Genomic DNA, 23,219 nt, shown 5'->3' with positions numbered 1-23,219 from the left:
TGCCGGATTCGGTGGCAATGAGTACGACATTCTTGCGAATCCGGCGATCTAGGTGATCAATGGCCGCTGGGATGGAAGCTCTTGCAGCGAAGGACGGTGACCGCGAGTTTCATTTCACGCAGCGCGACTTCAATCGGGTCCGCAGCATGATCTACGACCGCGCCGGCATTTCGTTGTCGCCGGCGAAGCAGGACCTGGTTTACAGCCGGATCGCGCGCAGGTTGCGCGCGACCGGCGAGCGGGTCTTCTCGGCCTACCTTGATGCTCTTGAGCAGGACCGTGCAAGTCCGGAGTGGGAGGCGTTCGTCAATGCGCTCACCACCAACCTGACTTCGTTCTTCCGCGAGAGCCATCATTTCGACATGCTGCGGGAACATCTGCAGCGGCAGCCTCACGGCGAGACGCTGCGCATCTGGTGCAGCGCGGCGTCTACCGGTGAGGAGCCGTATTCGATTGCAATTGCAGCTGCCGAAGCTTTCGGCACGCTGCGTCCGCCGGTGGCGATTCTGGCGACCGACATCGATACCAATGTCCTGGCGGTGGCTCAACGCGGGGTATATCCGCTCGATCGCATCGAAAAAGTCTCGCTGGAACGGCGTCGGCGTTACTTTCGCCGCGGCGCCGGTGACAACCAGGGGCAATGCAAGGTCGTTGACGAGTTGCGGAATCTGGTGAGCTTTCGTCAGTTGAATTTGCTGGATTCAGCATGGGGTCTGAAGGGGCCGTTCACCGCGATTTTCTGTCGCAACGTGATGATCTATTTCGATAAACCGACGCAGCACAAGATACTGCAGCGTTTTGCGCCATTGTTGAGTCCGGACGGTCTGCTGTTCACGGGCCATTCCGAAAGCCTGTTCAATGTCGCCAGTCTCTACGGTTCGGTCGGGCGCACCGTGTACCGCCGGCTGGCACGCACGACGGCACCCGCGAGCAGATGAATGCACCGCTCAGACACGCGTGGAACGAGCGCATCAATCAGGGTATCGCCCCGCGATATCACGATCGACAGCTCGGTTGTGACGTCATCAAGGTCATGCCGGGTGAGTACGAAGTCACGGACTCCGAGGATGCTCTGGTGACTTTGCTCGGTTCCTGTGTTGCCGCGTGCATCCGCGATCCGCTGGCCGGGGTCGGTGGCATGAATCATTTCATGCTGCCGGATACGGAAGCGCTTGGCGGCGCGCGCAACGCTCGCTACGGAGCGTATGCGATGGAAGTGCTGATCAACGAATTGATCAAGCGCGGTGGCAACCGTCGGCGTCTCGAAGCCAAGGTATTCGGAGGCGCCAATGTGATCCGCGGCCTTTCGGCAAATCCTGTTGGCGATCGCAACGCCGCCTTCGTGCTCGATTATCTGAAAAATGAAGGTATCACTGTGGCCGCGCAGGATCTGGGCGGGACTGCGGCGCGCAAGGTGGCCTACTGGGTGAGCAGCGGTCGCGTGCTGGTGCGGCATCTGCCGACAGCAGCGACTGCGGCGGATCTGGCGGTCGAGCAGGCCTACAGCCGGCAGATTTCCAGTCAGCCGGTGGATGGCGACGTGGAGCTCTTCGACTGATGGTTACTCGAGTCCTCATCATTGACGATTCGGCCCTCGTGCGCGGCGTGCTCAGCGAAATCCTGTCCGAGGATCCGCAGATCGAGGTGGTTGGTACTGCAGCCGACCCGCTGATCGCGCGTGACAAGATCAAGCAACTGCAGCCCGATGTGCTGACGCTCGATGTCGAGATGCCGCGCATGGACGGACTGACCTTCCTCGAAAACCTGATGCGGCTGCGACCGATGCCGGTCTTGATGGTGTCGTCGCTGACGGCACAGGGTGCGGAAGTCACGTTGCAGGCACTCGAACTGGGCGCGGTGGATTTTGTCACCAAGCCGGCGCTGGACGTCAAAGCAGGCCTGGAAGAATACGCCGAGACCTTGCGCGAGAAGGTCAAGGCCGCGGCAATGGCGCGGCCCCGCGGATTGTCGGCGCTGAAGTCGCGACCCGCCGTTGAAGCACCGCCGCGGTCGCGTCCGCGCCGGTTCAGTACAACTGAAAAAATCATTGCCATTGGTGCGTCGACCGGCGGCACCGAGGCGATCAAGGACGTGTTGATGGGCATGCCGCCGGATGCGCCGGCGATCGTGATCACGCAACACATTCCGGCCATGTTCAGCGCGCCATTTGCCGCACGCATGAATCGTGTCAGCGCCATGTCGGTGTGCGAAGCCAGCGATCGCCTGCCGATCCTGCCGGGGCACGTCTACATCGCACCTGGCAGTCATCATCTGCTGATCGAACGCAGCGGCGCACGTTACCTGTGTCGGCTCTCCGACGCGCCGCCAGAGAACCGGCACCGACCCAGCGTCGACACCATGTTCCGCTCGATCGTCGAATACGTCGGTACCAATGCGGTGGGCGCGATTCTGACCGGCATGGGGGAGGACGGCGCACGCCAGCTGCTGGAACTGCGGCGGATCGGTGCCCACACCGTAGCGCAGGACGAATCGACCAGCGTGGTCTGGGGCATGCCAGGCGCGGCAGTCCGATGCGGTGCCGCGGAACAGGTCTTGCCTTTACAGAATATTGCCGGGCAATTGCTCGAGTGGGTGCGCTGATTGCGCTCAAGCATTGCAATCAGCGGCCGATAACCCGTACCAGGAGTCATCCAGTTCAAATGGAGCGCAGCATGCAAGCCGCACAATGGAAACCACTGATCGTTCCAGTCGTCATTACGCTGGCACACGTCCTGGTGTTGATCGCCGGGCTTGGCAGCGGCGTCGCCTGGCTCAGCGGCCTGCTGACGGCCGGCGCCTGGGCCTGGGTCGCATGGCAGCAACACCGGCTGCTGGGCGCAGCGCGCGCATTGCTCGAGCGGCATGAGGAGCAATCGCGCAACCGGCGCAAGTCGTTGTCGGAACTGCGCGAAGGGCTCAGCAACGAAGTCAATGGAGTCGATCGCGAGATCATGCGGGTGCGTGGGCTGATCCATGACGCCGTGCACGAGCTGGGCGAGGCCTTCGCCGAAATGTCGCGGCATGCCAAGTTGCAGCAGAGCGCTGTGACCCGGATTCTCAACCAGACCGGCGGTGATGGCGACGGACTCGATGTTCGCAAATTCACTGAGACTGCAGCGGGCCTGATGAATGGTCTGGTGCAGTCGCTGACCCAGGTCAGCAAACAGAGCTCAGAGACGGTTCGTCAGATCGACGAGATGGTCAAGCAGCTCGATGCGATCTTCGAGCTTCTGGGTGATGTGAAGTCGATCGCCGACCAGACCAATCTGCTGGCACTGAATGCCGCGATCGAAGCGGCGCGTGCAGGAGAAGCCGGGCGTGGGTTCGCCGTGGTTGCCGAAGAGGTGCGCAACCTGTCCGAGCGTTCCACCACGTTCAACGAACAGATCCGCAAGCTGGTATCGAATTCAAAGGAAGCGGTGGCTGCGGTGCGCGAAACCGTGGGCGAGATGGCGTCGCGCGATGTCAGCCTCAGCGAAGGCGCACGCGATGAAGCCAGTCGTCTGCTGTCCCAGGTCGAGCGTATCAACAGCGGTCTGGCCGAAGGCATTCAGGAAGTGTCGGCGTCACGCGATCACATCAGCGAATCGGTGGGCCGCGCGGTGCGCTGCCTGCAGTTCGAGGATATCTCGACGCAGGCGCTCAGTACTGCGCAGAAGCATGCCCAGCGCATTGAGTCGATCAATGTTGAAGTGGTCGAGGTCAGCGGCGGTGAAGCGCCGAGTGCCTTGTCGTCCAAGCCGCGCGAGGACTGGCGCCAGCCGACGCACAAGCCGGTCGAACAGGTGTCGATGGATTCAGGTGCGGTTGAGCTGTTCTGATTCGTCGGGGCGAGGCGGTGCGGCGGGCTTCAGCGCGCCGCGCCGCCGAGCAGACGCGAGCCGAGGCGGATCAGCCGCGGTTGCGGGGTCTGCGTCGGGATGCCCTGCAGGAACAGCTGGGTCACAAACTGCGCCGTCTTCTCCAGATCGCGCTTGGGCTGTTCGGTGACCAGACGCACGAGCTCATAGCCCGCGCCGAATGAGATCGCCGTCAGCGCATCGACGTCCAGCTCCGACACCAGACCGCGCACGATCGCTTCCTGAAGATCGGACCTCAATGACTGCATGATCAGGCCGAAGACATTGTGGTTGTACAGCGACCGCAGCACCGGCTCGTTACGGAACATCATTTCGAAGAATTCGGGTTCCGCGCGGGCCTCGCGAAGTGCCGCCAGGAACGCTCCGTAGAAAAACGACTCGGGGTCGCGGGCATGCTGGCGGGCCAGATGGATGTTCGTCTGCAGCTTGGCCAGGCGCGAATCGACCAGCGCACGAAACAGCGATTCCTTGTCCGGGAAGTAGTTGTAGAACGTGCCTGCAGCAAGCCCGGAGCGACGGATGACGTCGCGAATCGTGACCGCCTCGTAACCGAATTCCAGAAAGCAGCGCCGTGCCGCTTCGAGGATGGCGCCGCGGTTGGCCTCCTTGTTCAGTTCACGTTTTCCCTTGGGTTTCTGCATGGCTCTAGTCACTGTCTGCCGACGGGGTGGGCCCCGTTTATGGCGCGATAATAACCAGTTTGGGTGCCGCGGTAGTCCCTGCGGTAGTCCGCGTCAGCGCAGCCAGCGGTCCTGCAGACGTCGGCGCTGAGCATGGTCAAGGCCACCATGGCGGCGCAGGTACTCGCCGATCGAGCCGTACCGCGCATCGAGTTCATCGAATGCTGCTGTCAGATAGCTGGTGCGCACGTCCAGCAGCGGACGCAGCGTTGCCGCGTCGATGGCGAAGCCGAACAGCTGCTCGAATTCCCGCATCATTTCGGCGGCACGGGGATGGGGGTCCGGCGGTGTCGAGCGCAGGTAATCCTCGACAATCACTGCTTCCGGTACGCCCAGCGCATGCAGCAGCAGCGCGACGACGAAGCCGGTGCGGTCCTTGCCGGCAGCGCAGTGGATCAGCACCGGCACGCGCTCCTCGTGCAGCAGCGCAAACAGCTGCGGCAGCTGCGTCGTGAACGCGGCCGGAAAGCTGCGATAGATCTGCTGCATCACGCGTTCGGCGCCGGCCGGCGTTGGGTCTTCGGCGAACATGCGCAGGTACATCGGGTTGCCGCGCAGGTCGTTCTTGACCTCCAGCCACAGCTCGTCGACGCCGCCGTCGTCCGGATACCGATTGGGGTGGCGCTCGCGCTCATCGGCGCCGCGCAGGTCGCAGACCGTGCGCAGGCCGAGCGCGCGAAGTTGCGTCCAATCGGCGTCGGTCAACCGGTTCAGGCGGTCCGATCGCAGGATCACATGACCGTCGATGCGCCGGCCGTCGGCGCCGGGCAGGCCGGCGAGACTGCGGAAATTGCTCAGCCCCTCGATCCGGATGTCTGACATGGGATCAATCGAAGCTGCTGAAGTCCGGTTTGCGCTTCTGCAGGAAGGCGCCCAGCGCCTCCTTGGCCTCGGCATCCTGCAGCATCGACATGAAGTGCACCGCTTCGGCCGGGATGATCTCGTCGACCAGGTCGCCGCGCCAGCGCTTCAGCAGTGCCTTCGTCGTGCGCAGCGCCGCCGGCGGCTGCTGGGCCAGACGCTGCGCTTTGGCCAGCGCGTGCTCGAAGACCTCGGCGTCGGGCAACACTGCGTTGATCAGCCGGTAGTCCAGTGCCTCGGCGGCCGTGAACGGCTCGCCCAGCATCGTCAGCTCGGCCGCTTTGACGTGACCGATCATGCGCGGCAGGAAGTAGGTCGAGGCGTATTCAGGGCAGATGCCGATGTTGACGAACGGCAGCTGGAAGCGGGTCTTCTCGCCGGCGTAGGCGAGGTCGACATGCAGCAGGATCGTGGTGCCGACGCCGATCGCCGGACCGTTGATCGCCGCTACAACCGGTTTGGCGACGTGTGCCAGCGTCTTCATGAATCGCAGCACCGGCACGTCGTCCGACGGCGTGATCGTCTTCATCTGCAGGAAGTCGGCGATGTCGTTGCCGCTGCAGAAGCAGTCATCGGTGCCGGTGAGCAGGATGCAGCGCACCGTCGGATTCTCGTTGGCCTGCTTCAGTTCATCGGCCAGCGCGGTGTACATCGCCTGAGTCAGCGCGTTTTTCTTGTCGGGACGGTTCAGGCGCAGGATCAGGACGCGGTCGCGCAGCTCGGTGGTGACGTGTTCGGTGCTCATGGCGGCAGGTTTTCGGTCGGAAACGGTTGGAATTTTTCGAGCGGGATTCTAGCCCGTTGTTCCGGTTGCCGCGGCTCGACGCCGGGTGTCCGGCGTCGAGTCCAACGGATGTCGCGTGTGGGAGCGCAATGCTTTCGACGGTTCAGTCGCCCCCGTGCACCCCGTTTGAGGGGCTCAGCCGGAACGTGTGCGGTTGCGCGGTCGCGGTGACAGGTACATCGCGATATCCGCCTCCATGACAACCTCTCCGGCAGTATTGCGGACCTTCACCGGCACCATGGCATCGCCCTGGAAATCCGCCGCGACCGGCGCCTCCAGCGTGGCGCGCGCCCGCAGATCGGTATCGGCCTTCTTCAGATATCGCACGGTCATGCCACGCGGGATCCAGCGCAGTTCGCGCGGCAACGAGGACTCCAGCATCGTGCCGGCCGCCAGTTCGCACATCGCGCACATGGCGATCGCGTTCACGGTGCCAAGGTGATTGTGCACGGCGCGTCGGTTGCGGATCGTCACCTCGCACAGTCCCGGTTCGAGTTCGATGAAGCGCGGCGCGATCGACGCGAAGTAGGGTGCGCGCGCGGTCACGGCTCTGGAGAACAGGCGATCGCCCATCGGATAGCGACGCATGCGTGCAAAAAGTTCTGCGGGGGTTGCCATGTTCAGGCGGCCTTGTGCTGGGAATGGGGTATGGCATTGCGCAGCCAGTCGGCGCTGTCCTGCCAGGCCGGCGCCATACCGTTGCGGAAATAACCGAAGTGGCCGATCGCCTCGACGCCGAGCATGGCGGGCGTCAGCTGACTGAGCTCGACCTGCGCATTGCGATACTTGCGGGCGAGCGCCTGCCCCGCCTGTGGCGGCGCGTAGAACGCGTCGTCACTGATCGTGATGAAGCGCATGCGTCCCCGATAGCGCTCGAAGCCGGCGTGCAGCGAGCGACCTTGCGCGTCGACGATGAACTCCGGATGCCGGCACCAGCGCGCCCATTCGCGGGCGATGCCGCGCGGCAACTCGGCGCCGAGCAGACGTTGCGGCAGCGGATCGGACAACGTTGCCGCCACCGGCACCAGCAGATGCCAGATGGCCGCCATCACCGGCTGCAGACGCTGCGGCCAGTGGCGCCAGTAGCCGGACTGGGCGGCAACGCACAGCACCGCATCCAGCTGCTCATTGTTGGCGGCCAGGCCGATCAGTTGGCCGCCGACCGAATGGGCGATCGCCAGCAGCGATCGACGGGGGTAACGCGTGCCGAGGTAGTCGATGGCGGCGGCGGCATCGAGTTCTCCCCAGTTGCGCATCGTCAGCTGCTCGTTGCGTGCGCCATGAAAACGCGAGTTGCCGATGCCGCGATAGTCGTAGCACAGCACCGCGAAGCCGCGGTGGGCGAGGAACTGCGCATAGGCGCGGTAGTAGCCGCGCGGCACGCCGGTGGCTGAGTTGATCAGCACCGCCGCCTGTGGCGGGCGACTGGGCTCGAACAAGGTCGCCGCAAGCGGATGTGCGTCCGCCGCGCTCAGCGTCAGATGGATTTCGCGCATGCTGCGCTCCCGAAGAGGTGGATTCGGCATCCAGCCTAGGTGCGCGCGGGGACGGCGACAAACGAATTCGACGGCGGCTTCGGATGAGTCAAATTCATCCGAAAATGCCCCTCAGGTGAGCAGGGCGTCGCGCTTGAGGACGGATTTCAGCCAGCGCCGGAATGCGACGACCTCCGGACGTTCGAGATCGTCCGGGCGATACAACAGATAGTAGGCCTGCGGCACGCTCACCAGCATGTCCGGCCAGGGGGCCACCAGCTTGCGCCGTTTGAGCCAGGGATTGACCATCGGAACAAGCCCCAGCGCGAGCCCCAGACCCTGCTCGGCGGCGCGCAGGATCGCCAGGTAGCTGTCCAGCCAGATGTCGCGTTTGGGCGTGCCCAGCACCGTGGCGGTGGCATCGGCCCACATCTTCCAGCCCTCGGGCATCGGTGACGAGTGAATCAGCGCAACGTCCTGTAGCTGGCTTGGGCCGCCACGGCGAATCTTCCGGGCGATGGCCGGCGTGCAGACCGGGACCGCCGAAACCCGCATCAGCCGGTCCGCGGCCAGATGTTTCCAGTGGCCGTTGCCGAAGCGCAGCGCAAGGTCGGTGTCCTCATGCAGCAGATCGACCGTACGCAGATCGGTGTCGATGCGTACGTCGATGTCCGGGTGCGCCTCCTGAAACGAGGGCAGCGCCGGCACGATGATTTCGCTGGCGATGAACGGACCGGCACTGATCTTCAGCGAAGCGCGGGCGTACTGCTGCGCGACCCTGGCGCTGCCGCTGCGCAGCCGGGACAGGGTGTCGCGCACGACGCCGAGATACGCCTTGCCTCCATCGGTGAGTTCCAACGAGCGGTTGCCGCGGCGGAACAGCTCGAATTCGAGGTGGGCTTCCAGCGCCTTGATCTGATGACTGATCGCCGACGGTGTCAGGTGCAACTGCTGTGCGGCGTCCTTGAACGCGCCGGTGCGCGCTGCGGCCTCGAACGCTTCCAGAGTGTGCAGTGGCGGCAGTCGGCGGAACTTCATGCGTGCAGCGTGCTCAGCTGACGCCCGGCAGCCTGGCCAGCAGCACGCTGCGGGGTTCAAAGCTGGCGACGACCTTGCGTCCGGCGCGCAGGCTGACGCCGGCGGCGTCGCTGACCACCGCGGTGATCGTGCGCCCTCCCGGCAGGTCGATGCTGACTTCGCTGCGGCCGCCTTCCTGACTGCAACGCGCGATTGTGCCGACCAGCCGGTTCGGCGGCGTGTTGCGCGCGGTGTCGGTATCGATCTGCACCGCTACGGCCTTGACCAGCGCGGCGATGTCGACGCCCGGCTGGATGCCAAGCCGGCGTGCGCTGTCGGTGGTGACGTGGGCGACGATGCTGAGCCTGGCGTCGAGCGCGATCTCGACTTCGGTGCGCACGCGGTCGGCGCGGATCGCAGTGATGGTGCCGACCCAGTGGTTGCGCGCGCTGGTCTGCAGCGAGAAGCGCTGCAGCAGGCGCTGGTATTCGGCGAAGTCGCGGCCATGCTTCTCGACGCGCTCATTGAGCAGGCTCAGGGCCTGCTGGTATTCCTGTTCGATGGCGCGCACCAGCGCCACCACGCGCTTGCCGTAGGCGGTCAGATGCGTGCCGCCGCCGCGGCGCCCGCCGGGGGTACGCGCAACCAGGGCTTCGTCGGCCTGGTTGTTCATCGTGTCGATGGCATCCCAGGCGCCCTTGTAACTCATGCCGACGGCCTTGGCCGCCTGACTGATCGACCCGTGATGATCGACCGCCTCGAGCAGGTCGATGCGGCCGGCGACCAGGAAGGGCGCGCCGTTCTTCTCGACCATCAAGCTGCCGCGATAGGTTGACGGCCCCGCCGACGCCGTCCGGGCAGGGGTCTTGGTGACGGCTTTGGCTGCCGGTTTTGACGTCGGTTTGCGAGGCATCCGGCATTGTTGCCGAATTACAGCGACGCGAGAAACTCCAGCAGGGTTTGTCGTTGCGGCTGCGGCAGTGCGGCGTAGCGATCGCGCGCAGTCTGTGCCTCGCCGCCATGCCACAGAATCGCCTCCTCGAAACTGCGCGCGCGGCCGTCGTGCAGCAGCTGCGTGTGCTCGTTGATCTCGGCGAAGCGGCCGAGGCCCCACAGCGGCGGCGTGCGCCAGTCGCGACCGCCGGCGCTGTAATCCGGTCGGCCGTCGGCCAGGCCGTCTCCCATGTCGTGCAGCAGCAGATCGGAGTACGGCGCGAAGCGGCGGTTTGCCAGTTGCGGATAGCGCGTCTGTGCCGCGGTCTGCAGCTGCGGACGGTGGCACAGCGCACAGCCGATGGCGGCGAACTGCTGCTCGCCCTGGCGCACGCCGGGATCGTCCACATGGCGTCGCGCCGGTACCGCAACCAGCGCCAGATAGGTTTCCAGCTGGTCCAGCTGTGCGTCGGTCAGCTCGGGGCTGCCGCCGCTGCCGGCCTGCCGGCAGGCCGCCTGTTGTGCAGTGCAGTTCTCTTGCGGATGCAGGGAGGAGGTGATGCCCAGATCGCCGATCATCGCGCCGGTGATCTGTGCGCGCAGGCTGGGCGTGTTGGCCTTCAGGCCGAAGCGCCCGAAGCTGCGGCTGCCGTCGTCCCCTATGAGGACATTGACGCGTCCGCGCACGCCGTCCGGCTTGGCCTCGTCCGCCAGCGCCTGCAAGCTGTCGTCGGCGACAGCGTCGATCAGCCCCAGACCGAATACCGGTGGGCCGACGCGCGGCGAAGTCAGCGCGTCGTCCAGCGGGCCGTAGGCCAGGTCGCGGAACTGCAGCTGCGGCGCGCGCAGCTCGACCACGCTGCCGTCGGCGAGGGGGATGTGCGAGTACTGCCAGACAATGCCGGCCAGACCTTCGCCGGCGACACCGGGAACGCCGTCTTCGTTGAGCTGGTCGCCGTAACGCGGATGCGGTTGCGGCGCGCGCCCGGCAGGTCCGGGTACCGACAGCCGCACCAGCATCGACTGCATGCGTTCCAGCGGCGTATCGGGTGCGCGCCCGCGGCCGTTCTTCGGATGGCAGGAGATGCAGGCCAGGCGGTTGTACAGCGGGCCGAGGCCGTCGTGGGCCTGATCCTGCGCCGGCGCAATGATCCAGCTCTGATGGAACAGCGTGCGTCCGCGCAGGAAGGTCTGCAGCGTGTCGGTGTCCAGATCCGGCCACGGCTGACTGAAGGCATCGCGTCCCGAACGTTCGATCGTCGGGGCGTCGGTTTGCACGGATACTGTCGCGTGCGCGTGCGCCGGCGCCGTCAGCGCGATCAGGCCGGCAATCACCGCGGTGGCGATGTGCAGAGGCAATGTCTTCATGCGGCACCTTGTGTGTCGAGGATGCGTGCGGCGATCGAGCGTTGTTGCGCCGCGAAGCGCGCCCAGCGCCGCTCCAGCGTCGAGCGTTCTGTGTCCACGCTGCCCTCCAGGCGTCGCTTGAACATCGGGGCCAGCGCATCGGCCTGGGTTTCGGACAAGGGGACGGCACTCAGGGCCGCGCGCGCATCGCCGACCGCAATCCCTGCAGCTTCGGCCGCATGCACGCGCTGCCATAAGGCACGCTGTTCCTTGTGCGGTTCCACCCACATCTGCTGGAACAGCGCCGCGCTCAGGGCCAGACGCGGCTGTCCGCGCGCAGCGTTGTAGTCGAGACCGCCGGCCCTGGCGGCCGCGTAGGGGTTGTAATAGCCGGCCGGCGCGTCGGCATAGACGCCCGGGCGCGCTGGCAGCTTGCGAATGTCCGGATGCAGCAGCACACGCTGGCCTGCTTCCGACAGCACGAACGCGGTGAACGCTTCGGCGCCCTCGGGGTTGGGGGCGTCCGTGGTGATCGCGACCTGTCCGGGGTTGATGCCATTGTGGCGCGGGTAGGCGAAGCGCAGCGGCTGGCCGTTGGCGATCGCGGAGGCGACGAAGAAGTCGATGCTGAGGCCGACCGCGCAGTCGCCGCGACCGACTTTGTCGGTGACAAAGCTTGCGCCGCGGTCCACCAGCTGGGCGTTGCCGGCAATCTCGCTCCACAGCGCCCAGCCGGCATCCCAGCCGTAGGCCTGCAGCACGATGTCGACCATCACCGGGGCAAAGCCGACCGTGGCCGGAATCGGCAACGCCACGCGGCCGGCGTAGCGCGGATCGCGCAGGGCGTCCCAGTCCGCCGGCACCGGCAGGTGCAGCGCGTCGAGTTGTGCGAGGTCGTAGGCGAAGCCGTAGCCGGCGACTTCTGTCGCCACGAAGTGGCCCTCGACGTCCGCGATCTGTGCGCCGCCGATGCGTCCCGGCAGCGTGCGCAGCGTTTGCGGCAGCTGTCGCAGCGCGCCGGCCTGCTTCAGTGCGGCGTAGGTGCGTGGCGAGGCGGACCAGTAGACATCGGCGCCGGCCTGGTGATCCTGCAGCAGATACGGCAGCGCGTCGTTGGGCATGCGCCAGACGAACTGCAGCCGGTACTGCGGGTACGTGGTGTGAAATGCCGCCTCGATGCGCGACATCACTTCGTCCGGGTAGGCGGTGACGACGACGACCGGTGTCTGGGCGTGTGCATCGTTTGACGCGAGGCAGCGGGCCAGCGGCGCCAAGGTCAGTGCGCCGCCGAGTCCGGCGAGCAGACGGCGTCGGCGCGGCGAGATCGGCCGGACCCCGCTCACAGCGCAGCCTCGACGCGGACGAAGTAGCTGCGGCCGGGTTCGGGATAGCCCTCGCTGTATTCGTACAGGCGATCGGCGAGATTGTGCACGCCCAGGCCCAGCGCGATTTCCGGGGTCAGGTGATAGCGCGTCGACAGCCCGAACACGGCGAAGCCGGCGGCGCGCTGGCGGCCATCGCTGCTGGAATAGCGTCCGGACAGGGCGTCCGCATTGGCGCTGAGCGACCACAGCGGGGTGGCATCCCAGCTTAGCGAAGCGAAGCCCTGATGATGTGGTGCGTCGGTCAGCTCGACGCCGGGATCGGAACGGTTGCTGCGATCCAGATAGCTGTAGTTCAGTACATAGCGCAGGCTGTGCCAGCCGCCGTGCAGTGCCATGTCGACGCCCTGTGCGCGCACCTTGCCGACGTTCTGTTGCTGCGAGCACGGCGGGCTGTTGCAGGCGCTGTCGTCGATGCTGACCTGCTGGATCAGATCGCTGATGCCGCTGGTGTAGAGCGCGATGTCCGCGTGCAGCGCATTGAGCAGCTGGGCTACGTATCCGAGTTCGAAGTGATCGGCGGTCTCGGTGCTGAGCGACTCGTTCGGGATCGCGGTGCCGAGACGGTAGGAATAGCGATCCTTGATCGTCGGGAAGCGGTTGCGATGCGCATAGGTCGCACGCAGCTGTGTGGCGCTGGAGGCCGCAAAGAACACGCCGATCTGGCCGCTGAGCGCGGTGTTGTCGTCGCGGGCGAAGTCGCTGACGGTGTCGGTCCCGCTGTTGTAGTCCTGCGCCTGCAGGCTCTGCCGCGCCTCGTGCGCCAGGCCGGTGACCAGCGACCAGCGCGGTGCCAGCGCCTGCGTGTCCTCCGCGGCGATGGTCCAGCTGCGGTCCTTGAAGTGGCGCACCGGCTCACCTTCGTTGTGTTCGCGATGGATGTCGTCCTTCCAGGTTGCGGCCAGGCGCAGGCGATTGCTGTCGGCCGCCTGGATGCCGCCCTCGACGGCGGCGCCGTTGGTGTAGTCGTCGTACCGGCTGCGGAATGCGTAGGGCTTGGTGATTGTGGTGTAGGTGGCGTCGTCGTACGAGAACAGCGAGTTCTTGAAGGTGTCGTGGTAAAGGCGCAGCTTCAGCTCATGCGCGCCGAGCGCCGTACGCGTCATCAGGTAGGCGCTCTGCTTGTCCCACGCCGGCCATCGCCAGTAGCGCGCACGCACGCCGTCGACCGTGCCGGCGTAAGGCGGTGTGCCCTTCTCGCCGTCCTGGCGGTTGTAGCCGATCACGTACTCGCCACCATCGCGCGGCGTCCAGCCGAGCTTCATCGATAGCCGGCGGTCATTCGAATCACTGTTGTCGCGTTCGCCGCCGTCCTCAACCATCGTCGGCGTGTAGTCGTCCGGCAGCTCATCGTGATCCCGATCGCGATAAGCGACGCCGAGCTGGCCGTACCACGCACCCTGACGACTGCCGAGATTCGCGTAGACATTGCTGCGGATTGCATCGCCGTCGTCGCTGAAATCCTGCTGCGCACCGGCGTCCAGCTCGAAGGCTTCGGTCGGCCGACGACTGACCAGATTGATCGCGCCGCCCAGCGTATTGGCGCCGTAGATCAGCGAGCCGAAGCCGCGGGCGATGTCGATGCGGGCAAGGTCAGAGGTGGTGAAGCGGCCAAGGTCGACATAGCCGTCATAAGGCACGTAGACCGGAATGCCGTCGATGAACAGCGGCACCTGGCGCAGGTCGAAGCCGCGAATGTGGGCGACCTCCTCGTTACGCGCGCCGACGCGGCCCATGTAAACGCCGGGCGCCAGACTGATGGCGGCGCCGACGGTCTGGCGGTCTTCGGCACGGATCTGGTCGATGCCGAGTTCGACCTGGCTGTCGGTGTCGAGCTCCGGGCGACTCGCCTCGACTTCGATGCTGCCGAGTGTGAATGCCGCAGGAATTTCGGCACTGGCCAGGAGTTCGGGTGGGTCCATCGCCAGGTCATCGGCGGCATGGGTGCCGATCGCGAACGTCGCCAGGATCAGGGTGATGGTTCGATGCAGGGAGAAGGGCGGTACGGCGCGCATGGCGGGATCCTGTGTAGAGCGGCGGCGGGAGGTCATTGCGATTTAATCATATAGTCGACTATATAAATAAACGTCAAAGCAACCATGATGCCAAGCGGGTCCGAATCGCCGTTGCCTTATGCGGGGACGGGTTCGGGTCGGCGCTAAGTTCCCGCCGCTGTTGAAATTCGATCCTGACGATACGCCGGGAAGATGCCGTGGAGTTCAACGTCCAAGCTTGGTGAAAAGACGACATCCCGTGTCGCAAAACCGACAAATCCACCGCCGTTGACGCGCCGTGCTATGGCGTCTCCGGTGGCGCCATGCTGCTGTCGCAGCCCGGAGTGCCGTGCCGGGCAGTGGCATCGTCCTTGCTAAATCCGGTTCTGCAATCTCGTTATGTAGTTGACATACTATCGGTGGATACGTTGGCCACGCAGTAGAGGCGATCCGATGCACGCAATGTTCAATCCAATGCGAACCCGAAGCGTCTGTTCGCCTCCAGGCGGGCGGCTGCGCCTGCAGGGTGTTCTGTGCAAGCAGCTGCGGATCGTCGCGCTGATGCTGGGTCTGATGCCGGTACTGTCGTACAGCGGGCTCGCTGCGGCGGAACCTGCGCCGGTGCGGGTATTTGCCGCGGCGAGCCTGAAGGATGCGCTGGATGAGGCGACTGCGGCGTGGACTGCCGACAGCGGCATTCAGACGCTGAATACCTATGCCGCGAGCAGCACGCTGGCACGCCAGATCGAGCAGGGGGCGCCGGCGGATGTCTTCTTTTCTGCCAACCAGCAATGGATGGACTACGTGGGCGAGCGCGGGCTGATCGGCCCGGACAGCCGGCGCGATCTGCTGCGCAACCAGCTGGTACTGGTGGCCCCGTCAGTCTCCGCGCTGCAGCTGCGTATTGCGCCGGGCTTCGATCTGAGGGGCGCACTGGGCGGCGGACGTCTGGTGCTGTGCAATCCGGCGGTGCCGGCGGGCAGCTACGGTCGTCAGGCCCTGCAGTCGCTGGCGGTCTGGGATGCGGTGCAGACGCACACTGTTCTGGCGGAAAACGTCCGCGCCGCGCTGAGGCTGGTATCCCGTGGCGAGATGCCGCTGGGCATCGTCTACGCTTCCGATGCGGTGGCTGATCCGCAGGTGCGGGTGCTGGACGTCTTTCCGCAGGACAGTCATGAACCGATCGTTTACCCTGCCGCCGTGATCGCGAAATCGGACAACGCACAGGCCGCCGCGCTGCTGCGGTTCCTCGAGGCAGATGCAGCGCAGAAGATCTTCATGCGCTGGGGCTTCGTCGCGACGGAGGCGCCGCGGCCGGCGCTGTCGGAGCCCTGACACCTTGCTGAGTCCGGACGAATGGACGGCGCTGTCGCTGTCCCTGCGCGTGGCCGCTGTCGCGGTGCTGGCCAGCCTGCCGTTCGCGGTGCTGGCGGCCTATCTGCTGGCGCGCTGGCGCTTCCCCGGCATCGTCGTCATCGACGGCCTGATCCATCTGCCGTTGACCTTGCCCCCGGTGGTGACGGGCTATCTGCTGTTGCTCAGCTTCGGCACGCAGGGCTTCGCCGGCCGCTTCCTGGCCGAGCATCTGGGCATCGTCTTCGCGTTTCGCTGGACCGGCGCCGCGCTGGCGGCCGCGGTGATGGGCTTTCCGTTGATGGTGCGCGCGATCCGGCTGTCGCTGGAAGCGGTTGATCCGCGCCTGGAGGAGGCGGCATCGACGCTGGGCGCGCGCCCGCTGTGGGTGTTCGCCACCGTGACCTTGCCGCTGATCGGGCCGGGCATTGTTTCCGGCATGATCCTGGCGTTCGCGCGCGCGATGGGCGAGTTCGGCGCCACCATCACCTTCGTGTCCAATATTCCCGGCGAGACGCAGACGCTGGCGAGCGCGATCTACACCTATACGCAGATGCCCGGCGCCGATGCGCAGGCGCTGCGACTGACCGCGGTGGCCGTTGCGGTATCGATGCTCGCCCTGATGGCGTCCGAGTGGCTGGCGCGGCGCGGGCGCAAGCGGGCCTCCGGCGCATGAGCCTGCACGTCGACATCCGGCACCGTCAGGGCGACTTTGAACTGCAGGTCGCGTTCGACAGTCCACAGGGTCTGACCGCGCTGTTCGGCCAGTCCGGCTCGGGCAAGACCACGCTGGTGCGGGCGATTGCCGGCCTGCTGCGACCGCAGCAGGCGCGCATCACGGTCGGCGGGACGGTCCTGGTCGACACCGCGGTGGGGGTCTTCGTGCCGACCCATCGGCGCCGCATCGGCTACGTGTTCCAGGAACCGCGGCTATTCCCCCATCTGACAGTGCGCCAGAACCTTGGCTATGGTCGCTGGTTTGCAGCGGACCGGCGCGCGGCGGCTGACGATGCACGGCTTGTGGAGATGCTGGACATCGAGCCGCTGCTGACGCGGCATCCGGGCAGCCTGTCTGGTGGCGAACGCCAGCGCGTCGCGATCGGGCGCGCATTGTTGTGCGCGCCGCAGCTGCTGTTGATGGACGAACCGCTGAGCCAGATCGATGCGGCGCGCAAGGCTGAGATCCTGCCGTACGTTGAACGCCTGCGTGACGAACTGAAGATTCCGATCGTCTACGTCAGCCATGCACTGGATGAGGTCGTACGCCTTGCCGGGCATCTGGTCTGCATCGGCAATGGCCGCCTGCTGGCGACCGGTCCGACCGCCGCGGTGCTGACGCGCACCGACCTGCCGATGTTCGCGCGCCGGCCCGACGCCGGCGCCGTGGTCGCGGCAGAGGTGCTGGGCCACGATGCGCACTACCGGCTGACCCGGCTGCACTGTGCTGCCGGGGACCTGTGGGTGCCGCAGCTGGACCACGCCGTTGGTTCCCAGGTCAATGTCTGGGTGCGTGCCCAGGACGTCACGCTGGCATTGCAGGCACCGCAGGAGATCAGCGCGCTGAACGTGCTCACCGGCACGATCACCTCGATCGGTCGCGCCGACGACAGCACGGCGATGGTGGCCCTGGACTGCAACGGTCTGAGTCTGCTCGCCCGCGTCACCCGCCTGTCGGCAGAGCGTCTGCAACTGCGTTCGGGCCTGTCGGTGCACGCCTTGGTGAAGTCCGTCAGCTTTCCGCTGGCGGCCGGCAACGCGGCGGCCTGATCGCGTGTCCCGTCAGTACCGCATCAGGGTGCGGAGCTACGTATCGGAGTGATCAGTCGGCTTCCGGCGGTGCGTGGCGGATCAGCGCGGCGATCCAGGTGCCGGCTGCGGTGGAAAACGGGGTCAGTTCGATCTGCACGCAGAACTCGGTGCCGTCGGCATGCTGAGCCCACAGATGCGAATAGCGGCTCATGGGGCGTTTGTTCGGCATCGATGCATACACCGAGCGATAGACGCGGTGGGCGTCGCGCAAGGCCGTCGGCATCAGTTCTTCGACCATGCGGCCTTCAAGGCGCGGGATGCCGAACATCGTGCGCGCGGCGGGATTGGCACAGGTGATCTGGCCGCTGGCATCGACGATCAGCGCGCCGCCGTCCATGTCGTGGATCAGCGACTGCAACCCGGACAAGCTGATTTCGGGTGGTGTTTGACGCTCGTTTTCCAGCGTCGCATTCGCGGCAACGATGCGGTCGCCGACGACGAAAATCGGTAGATGTCTATTGTTCACGAAGAATGGGTTGCGCCCCCGCGCATCAACCGAGTCTTATGACAGCTGTCGAGTCAAGGCGCGGAATCTGAGGGTTGCCGGGTGCGTTCGCATTGATCTGGATCAATGCCGATATTGGAGGCTTCGGACGGGAATCTGAGGTGGCAACGCGCTAGGCTGAGCAAAGTTAATCCTGGATGGGCCTTTGTCGTGCGTCTGCAGATTCCAATTTTTCCGCTGGGAACGGTGCTGTACCCCGGGGGACGCCTGCCGCTGAGAATTTTCGAGCCGCGCTACGTGGCGATGACGCGACGCTGTCTGGCGGAGGATGCGGTGTTTGGCGTCAGCCTGATCCTGGACGGGCAGGAAGTCGGCGCACCAGCGGTGCCGCATGCGGTTGGCTGCAGTGCGCGCATCGTTGATTCCACGGTGCTGGAAGCCGACATGTTTGCGCTGCTGGCAATCGGCGAGTCGGCATTCCGGATTCAACGCCGTGAGACGCAGGCGGACGGCCTGATTCTCGCCGAGGTCGAGTGGCTGGCGGGACCGGCGCCGATGCCAGTGCCGTCTGAATATGCGCCCCTGGTTCAGCTGCTGCGCCAGGCGGTCGAGCAGATGGGCGAGGGGGAGCTGGTGCCGCCGCTGCGCTATAACGACTCAGCCTGGGTCGCGCGGCGTCTGGCGGAACGGCTGCCGATGCCGGTCGCAGCGCGTCAGCGCATTCTGGAATGCGCTGATCCGCTGCAGCAGTTGTCGGTGGTCGCGGGTGCGCTGGCGGCGCTGGGTGCCGGCAGCGGCCGTGCGGGCTAGAACATCTGCGTCGATTTCGGATCGATTTTTTCGCGCGTTGCGGCGTTGCGCGACGGGATCCAGTCGCCGGTGATCATCTGCTCGTAGGACATCCCTGGGCCGACCATCGGGTAGACCGAAGCGACCGGGTCGATGATCACTTCCAGGAACGCCGGGCCCTTGAATTCGACGAACTCGCGAATCACCGCGTCGAGCTCTTCCTTCTTGCTGACGCGCTTTGCGAATTCGTAGCCATCGGCTTCGGCGGCCTTGATGAAGTCCTTGCGGTGCAGCGATTTGTCCGAGCCGGAGAAGCGCGATTCGAAGAACAGACGCTGCCACTGCTTGACCATGCCGTCGCCGTAATTGTTCAGCACCACGACCTTGACCGGGAGGTTGTAGGTGGTGACGGTTTCCAGCTCGCCGAGATTCATCCGGATTGACGCGTCGCCGTCGATGTCGATGACGATGCGATCCGGCTTGGCGAACTGCGCGCCGATCGCCGCCGGCAGGCCGAAGCCCATCGTGCCCATCGAACCCGAGGTCAGCCAGGTGCGCGGCTGTTTGAAGTCGAAATACTGCGCGGCCCACATCTGATGCTGGCCGACGCCGGTGGCAACAATGGCTTCGCCGCCGGTGATCTTGTTGATTGCTTCAATCACGGCGTGCGGCTGGATGTACTCGCCGCCACGCTCGTAGTTCATCGCGTAGGTCTTCTTCAGCTCGGCAATATGCGCGTGCCATTCGCTGTAGTCGGGCTTGAAGCCCTGTGCCTCGGCGTGGCTCTGCAGTGCCGCGAGGGCGGGATTGAGTTCGCCAACGTGGTGCCAATGCACGCGTTTGACCTTGTTGATCTCCGACGCGTCGACGTCCAGATGCGCGATCCATTTGGCGCCGCGCGCGAAACTGCCCGGCACGCCGGCCACGCGATCGTCGAAGCGCGCGCCAACCGCAATGAGGAAGTCGCAGTCGTCGACTGCGTAATTGGCGAATGCGGTGCCGTGCATGCCCAGCATCTGCAGGCACAGCGGGTCGGTGGTGTCGACGCAGCCAATGCCCATCAGGGTCGTTGTGACCGGGATGCCGTAGGCCTGCGAGAACTTGCGCAATGCGGCGGACGCCTCGCCATGAATCACGCCGCCGCCGGCATAGATCAGCGGACGCTTGGCCTGGCTCAACATCTCATGGAAGCGCGCTGCGGCATCCGGTGAGATCAGGTTGTCCTTCACGCTTTTGAGGCGCGCGCGGTAGCCCGGAATCGGCAGCGTACCTTCGCCCAGAAACGGGCCGGTCCAGTTCTGCACATCCTTGGGAATGTCGATCACGACCGGGCCGGGGCGGCCGCTGCGTGCGATTTCGAAGGCCGTACGGACGGTGGCTTCCAGCTTTTTGGGTTCGGTGACCAGAAAGACGTGTTTGGCGGCCGAGCCCATGATCGAGCTGACAGGGGCTTCCTGGAAGGCGTCCGTGCCGACTGCGGCGGTGGGAACCTGGCCGCAAATGACCACCATCGGGATGGAATCGGCCATGCAGTCGCGCACCGGGGTCACGGTGTTGGTTGCGCCGGGACCGGACGTCACCAGGCAAACGCCGACCTTGCCGGAGGCGCGCGAATAGCCGGCGGCCATGAATCCCGCGGCCTGCTCGTTGGCCGGAACGATCAATGGAATCGGGTCAACGCCGCCAACGGCATGCGCCTGATTGTGGCGAAACACCGCGTCGTAGGTCGGCAGGATCGCGCCGCCGGAGTAGCCGAAGACGACATCGACGCCTTCATCGGCCAGTACCTGGACGACGATCTCAGCACCGGACAGGGATTTGCCAGCCAGGGGGTGAGCAGCGGGGCGGGATGCGTCATTCATTGCGGGCTGTGATCCTAGAGGCCAAAAAAGCAGGTGATGTTAGCTTGATTTCGCAGTGCAGCAAAGCTATGTTGCGCGCCCTATGCGCCACATCATCTCTATTTTGCTGCAGAACGAGGCCGGAGCTCTGGCCCGGGTTGCGGGGGCGTTTTCGTCTCGCGGCTACAACATCGACTCGCTGTCGGTTGCACCGACGCACGACCCTTCGGTATCGCGCCTGACTTTGGTCACCAGTGGTTCGGATGCGGTGATCGACCAGATCATCAAGCAGAGCCGCAAGCTGGTGGACGTGGTCGAGATCATGGATCTGTCGAGCACGGACCATATCGAATGCGAGCTGCTGATGGTGAAGATTGCGGTCGACGCCAGCACTGCGCGTAGTGTGGTCGAATGCGTGCGCGCGCACCGCGCGTTCGTCCTCGACGAAACCGAAAGCACGCGCATGATTCAGCTGGCCGGCGCGGGCCCTGAGATTGATGCCTTTGTCGAAGAGCTTTCCAGGTTGACCAAGGTGCTGGAGCTTGTCCGTTCAGGCGTTGCCGCAATGGAGCGCGGGCACAACGTTATTGAAGTGCCAGCCTGATCCCCAGAATTTTTTGTGCGGGGCATTCAATGCCTCGTTTGACAGCAATTTCGCGGAGCGAAGATATGTCCATCAACGTCTACTATGACAAAGACGCCGACCTTTCCATCATTCAGTCCAAGAAGGTCGCGATCGTCGGCTACGGCTCGCAGGGCCATGCCCACGCGCTGAACCTCAAGGACAGCGGTGTCGATGTCGTTGTAGCGCTGCGTCCGGGTTCGGCTACCGCCGCCAAGGTCGAGGCCGGCGGTCTCAAGGTCATGAACGTGGCCGACGCCTGCGCCTGGGCTGACCTGGTGATGATCCTGACGCCGGACGAGTTCCAGTCCGAGCTGTACAAGAACGAGATCGAGCCGAACATCAAGAAGGGTGCGGCGCTGGCGTTCGCGCACGGCTTCGCGATCCATTTCAACCAGGTTGTGCCGCGTGCCGATCTCGACGTGATCATGGTTGCGCCGAAGGCCCCGGGCCACACGGTCCGCAACGAGTACACCAAGGGTGGCGGCATTCCCGACCTCATCGCGGTCTACCAGGACGCGAGCGGTTCGGCCAAGCAGCTGGCGCTGTCCTACGCCTCGGCGATCGGCGGCGGTCGCTCGGGCATCATCGAGACCACGTTCAAGGACGAGTGCGAAACCGACCTGTTCGGTGAGCAGGCCGTGCTCTGCGGCGGCGCCGTCGAGCTGGTCAAGGCGGGTTTCGAGACGCTGGTCGAAGCGGGCTACGCGCCGGAAATGGCGTACTTCGAGTGCCTGCACGAGCTCAAGCTGATCGTCGACCTGATGTACGAGGGCGGCATCGCGACGATGAACTACTCGATCTCGAACAACGCCGAGTACGGCGAGTACGTGACCGGGCCGAAGGTCATCAACGACGAGTCGCGTTGGGCGATGAAGCAGTGCCTGGAGGACATCCAGACCGGCAAGTACGCCAAGGCCTTCGTGCTGGAAGGCAAGACCGGCTATCCGGAAATGACCGCGATGCGCCGCCTCAACGCCGAGCACCCGATCGAGCAGACCGGTGCCAAGCTGCGTGCGATGATGCCCTGGATCGGCAAGAACAAGCTGGTCGACAAGGCCAAGAACTGATCAGGCGATTCGCCGAGGATCAGATAAGGGCGCCTGCGGGCGCCCTTATGTTTTTCCAGTCCGGACAGTAAGCTAGCCGCAAAAGCCGAGAAGCCACCGATGGATTCAAGTACACCCGTCAAGCAGCGCCGCAAAGGCATCTATCTGCTGCCCAATCTGTTCACCACCGGGACCTTGTTTGGCGGGTTCTACGCCATCGTGCAGGCGATGCAGGGCAATTTCGACGCCGCGGCCGCCGGCATTCTGGCGGCGATGATTGCCGACGGACTTGATGGCCGTATCGCCCGGCTGACCAATACGCAGAGCGATTTCGGCAAGGAATATGACTCGTTGTGCGACATGGTCGCGTTCGGCGTTGCCGCCGGAATCGTCATGTATGCGTACAGCCTGCATTACCTGTCCGACTATCGCTGGCTGGGTGGCAAGCTCGGCTGGGTGCTGGCGTTCCTTTACACCGCCTGTGCGGCATTGCGCCTGGCCCGGTTCAACGTGCTGACCGCGATTGCCGGCAGCGACAAGGACTTCTTCGGCCTGCCGAGTCCATCGGCGGCGGCGACCGTGGCGTTCTTCGTCTGGGCGGCCCACACTTGGGGATTCGATGGCGCAAACCTGATTGTGCCCAGCGCCGTGATCACCGTTGCGTGCGCCCTGCTGATGGTCAGCAACATCCGCTACAGCAGCTTCAAGCAGGTCAAGCTGTCGCGGCGCGGACCGTTTCTGTATATGGTTTTGTTCATCGGTCTGTTGACGCTGGTGCTGGTGGATCCGCCGCGGGTGTTGTTCCTGTGCTTCTTCGGATACACGCTGTCCGGTCCCGCAGTTGCCTTGTGGCGTTGGCGCAAACGGTCAGCTGCCGCGGCCTGAACGGTCGTGGGACGCTTGGCTTCATCGCGCCGGATGGTCTATCATCCCAAGTCATGCGATCTGCATACGGCCAAGTTTCTTCGATTGCTGCGG

At 65.0% G+C, this 23,219-nt stretch carries 23 protein-coding genes; 11 read left to right on the top strand and 12 right to left on the bottom strand.

Annotated elements, in window-relative coordinates:
* The first annotated feature begins 59 nt into the window (after positions 1-59).
* The 4 genes from E4T66_RS03660 (at position 60) to E4T66_RS03645 (ending at position 3,821) form a co-directional block, all read left to right on the top strand.
* The gene (locus E4T66_RS03660; RefSeq protein WP_136847560.1) at positions 60-938 is read left to right on the top strand and encodes a CheR family methyltransferase; all 879 of its coding nucleotides are present in this window, start codon (positions 60-62) and stop codon (positions 936-938) included.
* Positions 935-1,558, top strand: a complete 624-nt coding sequence (gene cheD, locus E4T66_RS03655; protein WP_136847559.1) for a chemoreceptor glutamine deamidase CheD — start codon at positions 935-937, stop codon at positions 1,556-1,558. Before E4T66_RS03660 ends, cheD begins: the two co-directional genes overlap by 4 nt.
* The gene (locus tag E4T66_RS03650; RefSeq protein ID WP_136847558.1) at positions 1,558-2,601 is read left to right on the top strand and encodes a protein-glutamate methylesterase/protein-glutamine glutaminase; all 1,044 of its coding nucleotides are present in this window, start codon (positions 1,558-1,560) and stop codon (positions 2,599-2,601) included. The genes cheD and E4T66_RS03650 overlap by 1 nt, the downstream gene beginning before the upstream one ends.
* A 71-nt stretch (positions 2,602-2,672) precedes the next feature.
* Positions 2,673-3,821 (top strand): methyl-accepting chemotaxis protein, encoded by a 1,149-nt coding sequence (locus tag E4T66_RS03645; protein WP_211242749.1) that lies wholly within the window; start codon positions 2,673-2,675, stop codon positions 3,819-3,821.
* Positions 3,822-3,850: 29 nt separating this feature from the next.
* On the opposite strand, the gene E4T66_RS03640 is transcribed toward E4T66_RS03645, so the two are convergent.
* The 10 genes from E4T66_RS03640 to E4T66_RS03595 form a co-directional block, all read right to left on the bottom strand.
* The gene (locus E4T66_RS03640; RefSeq protein WP_136847556.1) at positions 3,851-4,501 is read right to left on the bottom strand and encodes a TetR/AcrR family transcriptional regulator; all 651 of its coding nucleotides are present in this window, start codon (positions 4,499-4,501) and stop codon (positions 3,851-3,853) included.
* 93 nt (positions 4,502-4,594) lie between these two features.
* Complete coding sequence (locus tag E4T66_RS03635; protein WP_169577461.1) at positions 4,595-5,362, bottom strand: tyrosine-protein phosphatase; 768 nt, start codon at positions 5,360-5,362, stop codon at positions 4,595-4,597.
* Between the two features lie 4 nt (positions 5,363-5,366).
* Positions 5,367-6,146: an enoyl-CoA hydratase gene (locus tag E4T66_RS03630; protein WP_136847554.1), complete on the bottom strand. Its 780-nt coding sequence runs from the start codon at positions 6,144-6,146 to the stop codon at positions 5,367-5,369.
* A 174-nt stretch (positions 6,147-6,320) separates the two neighbouring features.
* Positions 6,321-6,803, bottom strand: coding sequence for a hotdog fold domain-containing protein (locus E4T66_RS03625; protein ID WP_136847553.1), 483 nt, complete (start codon positions 6,801-6,803; stop codon positions 6,321-6,323).
* 2 nt (positions 6,804-6,805) lie between these two features.
* Complete coding sequence (locus E4T66_RS03620) at positions 6,806-7,681, bottom strand: alpha/beta hydrolase family protein (protein ID WP_169577460.1); 876 nt, start codon at positions 7,679-7,681, stop codon at positions 6,806-6,808.
* 111 nt (positions 7,682-7,792) lie between these two features.
* A complete protein-coding gene (locus tag E4T66_RS03615; RefSeq protein WP_136847551.1) occupies positions 7,793-8,698 on the bottom strand; it encodes a LysR substrate-binding domain-containing protein in 906 nt (301 codons plus the stop codon).
* Between the two features lie 13 nt (positions 8,699-8,711).
* The gene (locus E4T66_RS03610) at positions 8,712-9,590 is read right to left on the bottom strand and encodes a TOBE domain-containing protein (protein ID WP_211242748.1); all 879 of its coding nucleotides are present in this window, start codon (positions 9,588-9,590) and stop codon (positions 8,712-8,714) included.
* Between the two features lie 17 nt (positions 9,591-9,607).
* Positions 9,608-10,978, bottom strand: coding sequence for a di-heme oxidoreductase family protein (locus tag E4T66_RS03605; protein ID WP_136847550.1), 1,371 nt, complete (start codon positions 10,976-10,978; stop codon positions 9,608-9,610).
* Positions 10,975-12,300: an ABC transporter substrate-binding protein gene (locus E4T66_RS03600; protein ID WP_136847549.1), complete on the bottom strand. Its 1,326-nt coding sequence runs from the start codon at positions 12,298-12,300 to the stop codon at positions 10,975-10,977. Before E4T66_RS03600 ends, E4T66_RS03605 begins: the two co-directional genes overlap by 4 nt.
* Positions 12,297-14,354, bottom strand: a complete 2,058-nt coding sequence (locus E4T66_RS03595) for a TonB-dependent receptor plug domain-containing protein (protein WP_169577459.1) — start codon at positions 14,352-14,354, stop codon at positions 12,297-12,299. The genes E4T66_RS03600 and E4T66_RS03595 overlap by 4 nt, the downstream gene beginning before the upstream one ends.
* Before the next feature lie 540 nt (positions 14,355-14,894).
* Between E4T66_RS03595 and modA the strand changes: the two genes are divergently transcribed.
* From modA to modC, 3 genes are read left to right on the top strand one after another with little or no spacing between them, the layout of a single operon-like run.
* A complete protein-coding gene (gene modA, locus E4T66_RS03590) occupies positions 14,895-15,668 on the top strand; it encodes a molybdate ABC transporter substrate-binding protein (RefSeq protein ID WP_136848045.1) in 774 nt (257 codons plus the stop codon).
* Between the two features lie 4 nt (positions 15,669-15,672).
* The gene (modB, locus tag E4T66_RS03585; RefSeq protein WP_248679413.1) at positions 15,673-16,362 is read left to right on the top strand and encodes a molybdate ABC transporter permease subunit; all 690 of its coding nucleotides are present in this window, start codon (positions 15,673-15,675) and stop codon (positions 16,360-16,362) included.
* Positions 16,359-17,453 carry a molybdenum ABC transporter ATP-binding protein gene (gene modC / locus E4T66_RS03580; RefSeq protein ID WP_136847546.1) on the top strand — a complete coding sequence of 365 codons (1,095 nt, stop codon included), beginning with the start codon at positions 16,359-16,361 and terminating at the stop codon, positions 17,451-17,453. The genes modB and modC overlap by 4 nt, the downstream gene beginning before the upstream one ends.
* A gap of 52 nt (positions 17,454-17,505) precedes the next feature.
* Here modC and E4T66_RS03575 read toward each other — a convergent pair whose 3' ends face one another.
* Positions 17,506-17,961, bottom strand: coding sequence for a PAS domain-containing protein (locus tag E4T66_RS03575; RefSeq protein ID WP_136847545.1), 456 nt, complete (start codon positions 17,959-17,961; stop codon positions 17,506-17,508).
* A 189-nt stretch (positions 17,962-18,150) separates the two neighbouring features.
* Between E4T66_RS03575 and E4T66_RS03570 the strand changes: the two genes are divergently transcribed.
* Complete coding sequence (locus E4T66_RS03570; protein ID WP_211242746.1) at positions 18,151-18,750, top strand: LON peptidase substrate-binding domain-containing protein; 600 nt, start codon at positions 18,151-18,153, stop codon at positions 18,748-18,750.
* Here E4T66_RS03570 and ilvB read toward each other — a convergent pair.
* A complete protein-coding gene (gene ilvB / locus E4T66_RS03565; protein WP_136847543.1) occupies positions 18,747-20,591 on the bottom strand; it encodes a biosynthetic-type acetolactate synthase large subunit in 1,845 nt (614 codons plus the stop codon). The genes E4T66_RS03570 and ilvB overlap by 4 nt on opposite strands.
* An 82-nt stretch (positions 20,592-20,673) precedes the next feature.
* Between ilvB and ilvN the strand changes: the two genes are divergently transcribed.
* The 3 genes from ilvN (at position 20,674) to pssA (ending at position 23,126) form a co-directional block, all read left to right on the top strand.
* Positions 20,674-21,174: an acetolactate synthase small subunit gene (gene ilvN, locus E4T66_RS03560; RefSeq protein ID WP_136847542.1), complete on the top strand. Its 501-nt coding sequence runs from the start codon at positions 20,674-20,676 to the stop codon at positions 21,172-21,174.
* A 71-nt stretch (positions 21,175-21,245) separates the two neighbouring features.
* A complete protein-coding gene (gene ilvC / locus E4T66_RS03555) occupies positions 21,246-22,262 on the top strand; it encodes a ketol-acid reductoisomerase (protein WP_136848044.1) in 1,017 nt (338 codons plus the stop codon).
* A 99-nt stretch (positions 22,263-22,361) separates the two neighbouring features.
* Positions 22,362-23,126 carry a CDP-diacylglycerol--serine O-phosphatidyltransferase gene (pssA, locus tag E4T66_RS03550; protein WP_136847541.1) on the top strand — a complete coding sequence of 255 codons (765 nt, stop codon included), beginning with the start codon at positions 22,362-22,364 and terminating at the stop codon, positions 23,124-23,126.
* Positions 23,127-23,219: the final 93 nt, after the last annotated feature.

Origin of the sequence: Sinimarinibacterium arenosum, assembly GCF_005047655.1 — a bacterium.
Classification (GTDB): Bacteria; Pseudomonadota; Gammaproteobacteria; order Nevskiales; family Nevskiaceae; genus Solimonas.
The sequence above is the reverse complement of the archived record's forward strand: the minus strand, read 5'-3'. Positions and strand labels throughout refer to the sequence as shown.

Excerpts from the sequence above, each read along its gene's own strand:
- modC (WP_136847546.1), top strand. The coding sequence starts at position 16,359 with ATGAGCCTGCACGTCGACATCCGGCACCGTCAGGGCGACTTTGAACTG.
- E4T66_RS03595 (WP_169577459.1), bottom strand. The coding sequence starts at position 14,354 with ATGCGCGCCGTACCGCCCTTCTCCCTGCATCGAACCATCACCCTGATC.
- E4T66_RS03640 (WP_136847556.1), bottom strand. The coding sequence starts at position 4,501 with ATGCAGAAACCCAAGGGAAAACGTGAACTGAACAAGGAGGCCAACCGC.
- E4T66_RS03620 (WP_169577460.1), bottom strand. The coding sequence starts at position 7,681 with ATGCGCGAAATCCATCTGACGCTGAGCGCGGCGGACGCACATCCGCTT.
- pssA (WP_136847541.1), top strand. The coding sequence starts at position 22,362 with ATGGATTCAAGTACACCCGTCAAGCAGCGCCGCAAAGGCATCTATCTG.
- E4T66_RS03635 (WP_169577461.1), bottom strand. The coding sequence starts at position 5,362 with ATGTCAGACATCCGGATCGAGGGGCTGAGCAATTTCCGCAGTCTCGCC.
- E4T66_RS03645 (WP_211242749.1), top strand. The coding sequence starts at position 2,673 with ATGCAAGCCGCACAATGGAAACCACTGATCGTTCCAGTCGTCATTACG.
- E4T66_RS03605 (WP_136847550.1), bottom strand. The coding sequence starts at position 10,978 with ATGAAGACATTGCCTCTGCACATCGCCACCGCGGTGATTGCCGGCCTG.
- E4T66_RS03610 (WP_211242748.1), bottom strand. The coding sequence starts at position 9,590 with ATGCCTCGCAAACCGACGTCAAAACCGGCAGCCAAAGCCGTCACCAAG.
- E4T66_RS03660 (WP_136847560.1), top strand. The coding sequence starts at position 60 with ATGGCCGCTGGGATGGAAGCTCTTGCAGCGAAGGACGGTGACCGCGAG.
- modA (WP_136848045.1), top strand. The coding sequence starts at position 14,895 with ATGCTGGGTCTGATGCCGGTACTGTCGTACAGCGGGCTCGCTGCGGCG.
- ilvN (WP_136847542.1), top strand. The coding sequence starts at position 20,674 with ATGCGCCACATCATCTCTATTTTGCTGCAGAACGAGGCCGGAGCTCTG.
- E4T66_RS03650 (WP_136847558.1), top strand. The coding sequence starts at position 1,558 with ATGGTTACTCGAGTCCTCATCATTGACGATTCGGCCCTCGTGCGCGGC.
- E4T66_RS03625 (WP_136847553.1), bottom strand. The coding sequence starts at position 6,803 with ATGGCAACCCCCGCAGAACTTTTTGCACGCATGCGTCGCTATCCGATG.
- E4T66_RS03630 (WP_136847554.1), bottom strand. The coding sequence starts at position 6,146 with ATGAGCACCGAACACGTCACCACCGAGCTGCGCGACCGCGTCCTGATC.
- cheD (WP_136847559.1), top strand. The coding sequence starts at position 935 with ATGAATGCACCGCTCAGACACGCGTGGAACGAGCGCATCAATCAGGGT.
- ilvB (WP_136847543.1), bottom strand. The coding sequence starts at position 20,591 with ATGAATGACGCATCCCGCCCCGCTGCTCACCCCCTGGCTGGCAAATCC.
- E4T66_RS03615 (WP_136847551.1), bottom strand. The coding sequence starts at position 8,698 with ATGAAGTTCCGCCGACTGCCGCCACTGCACACTCTGGAAGCGTTCGAG.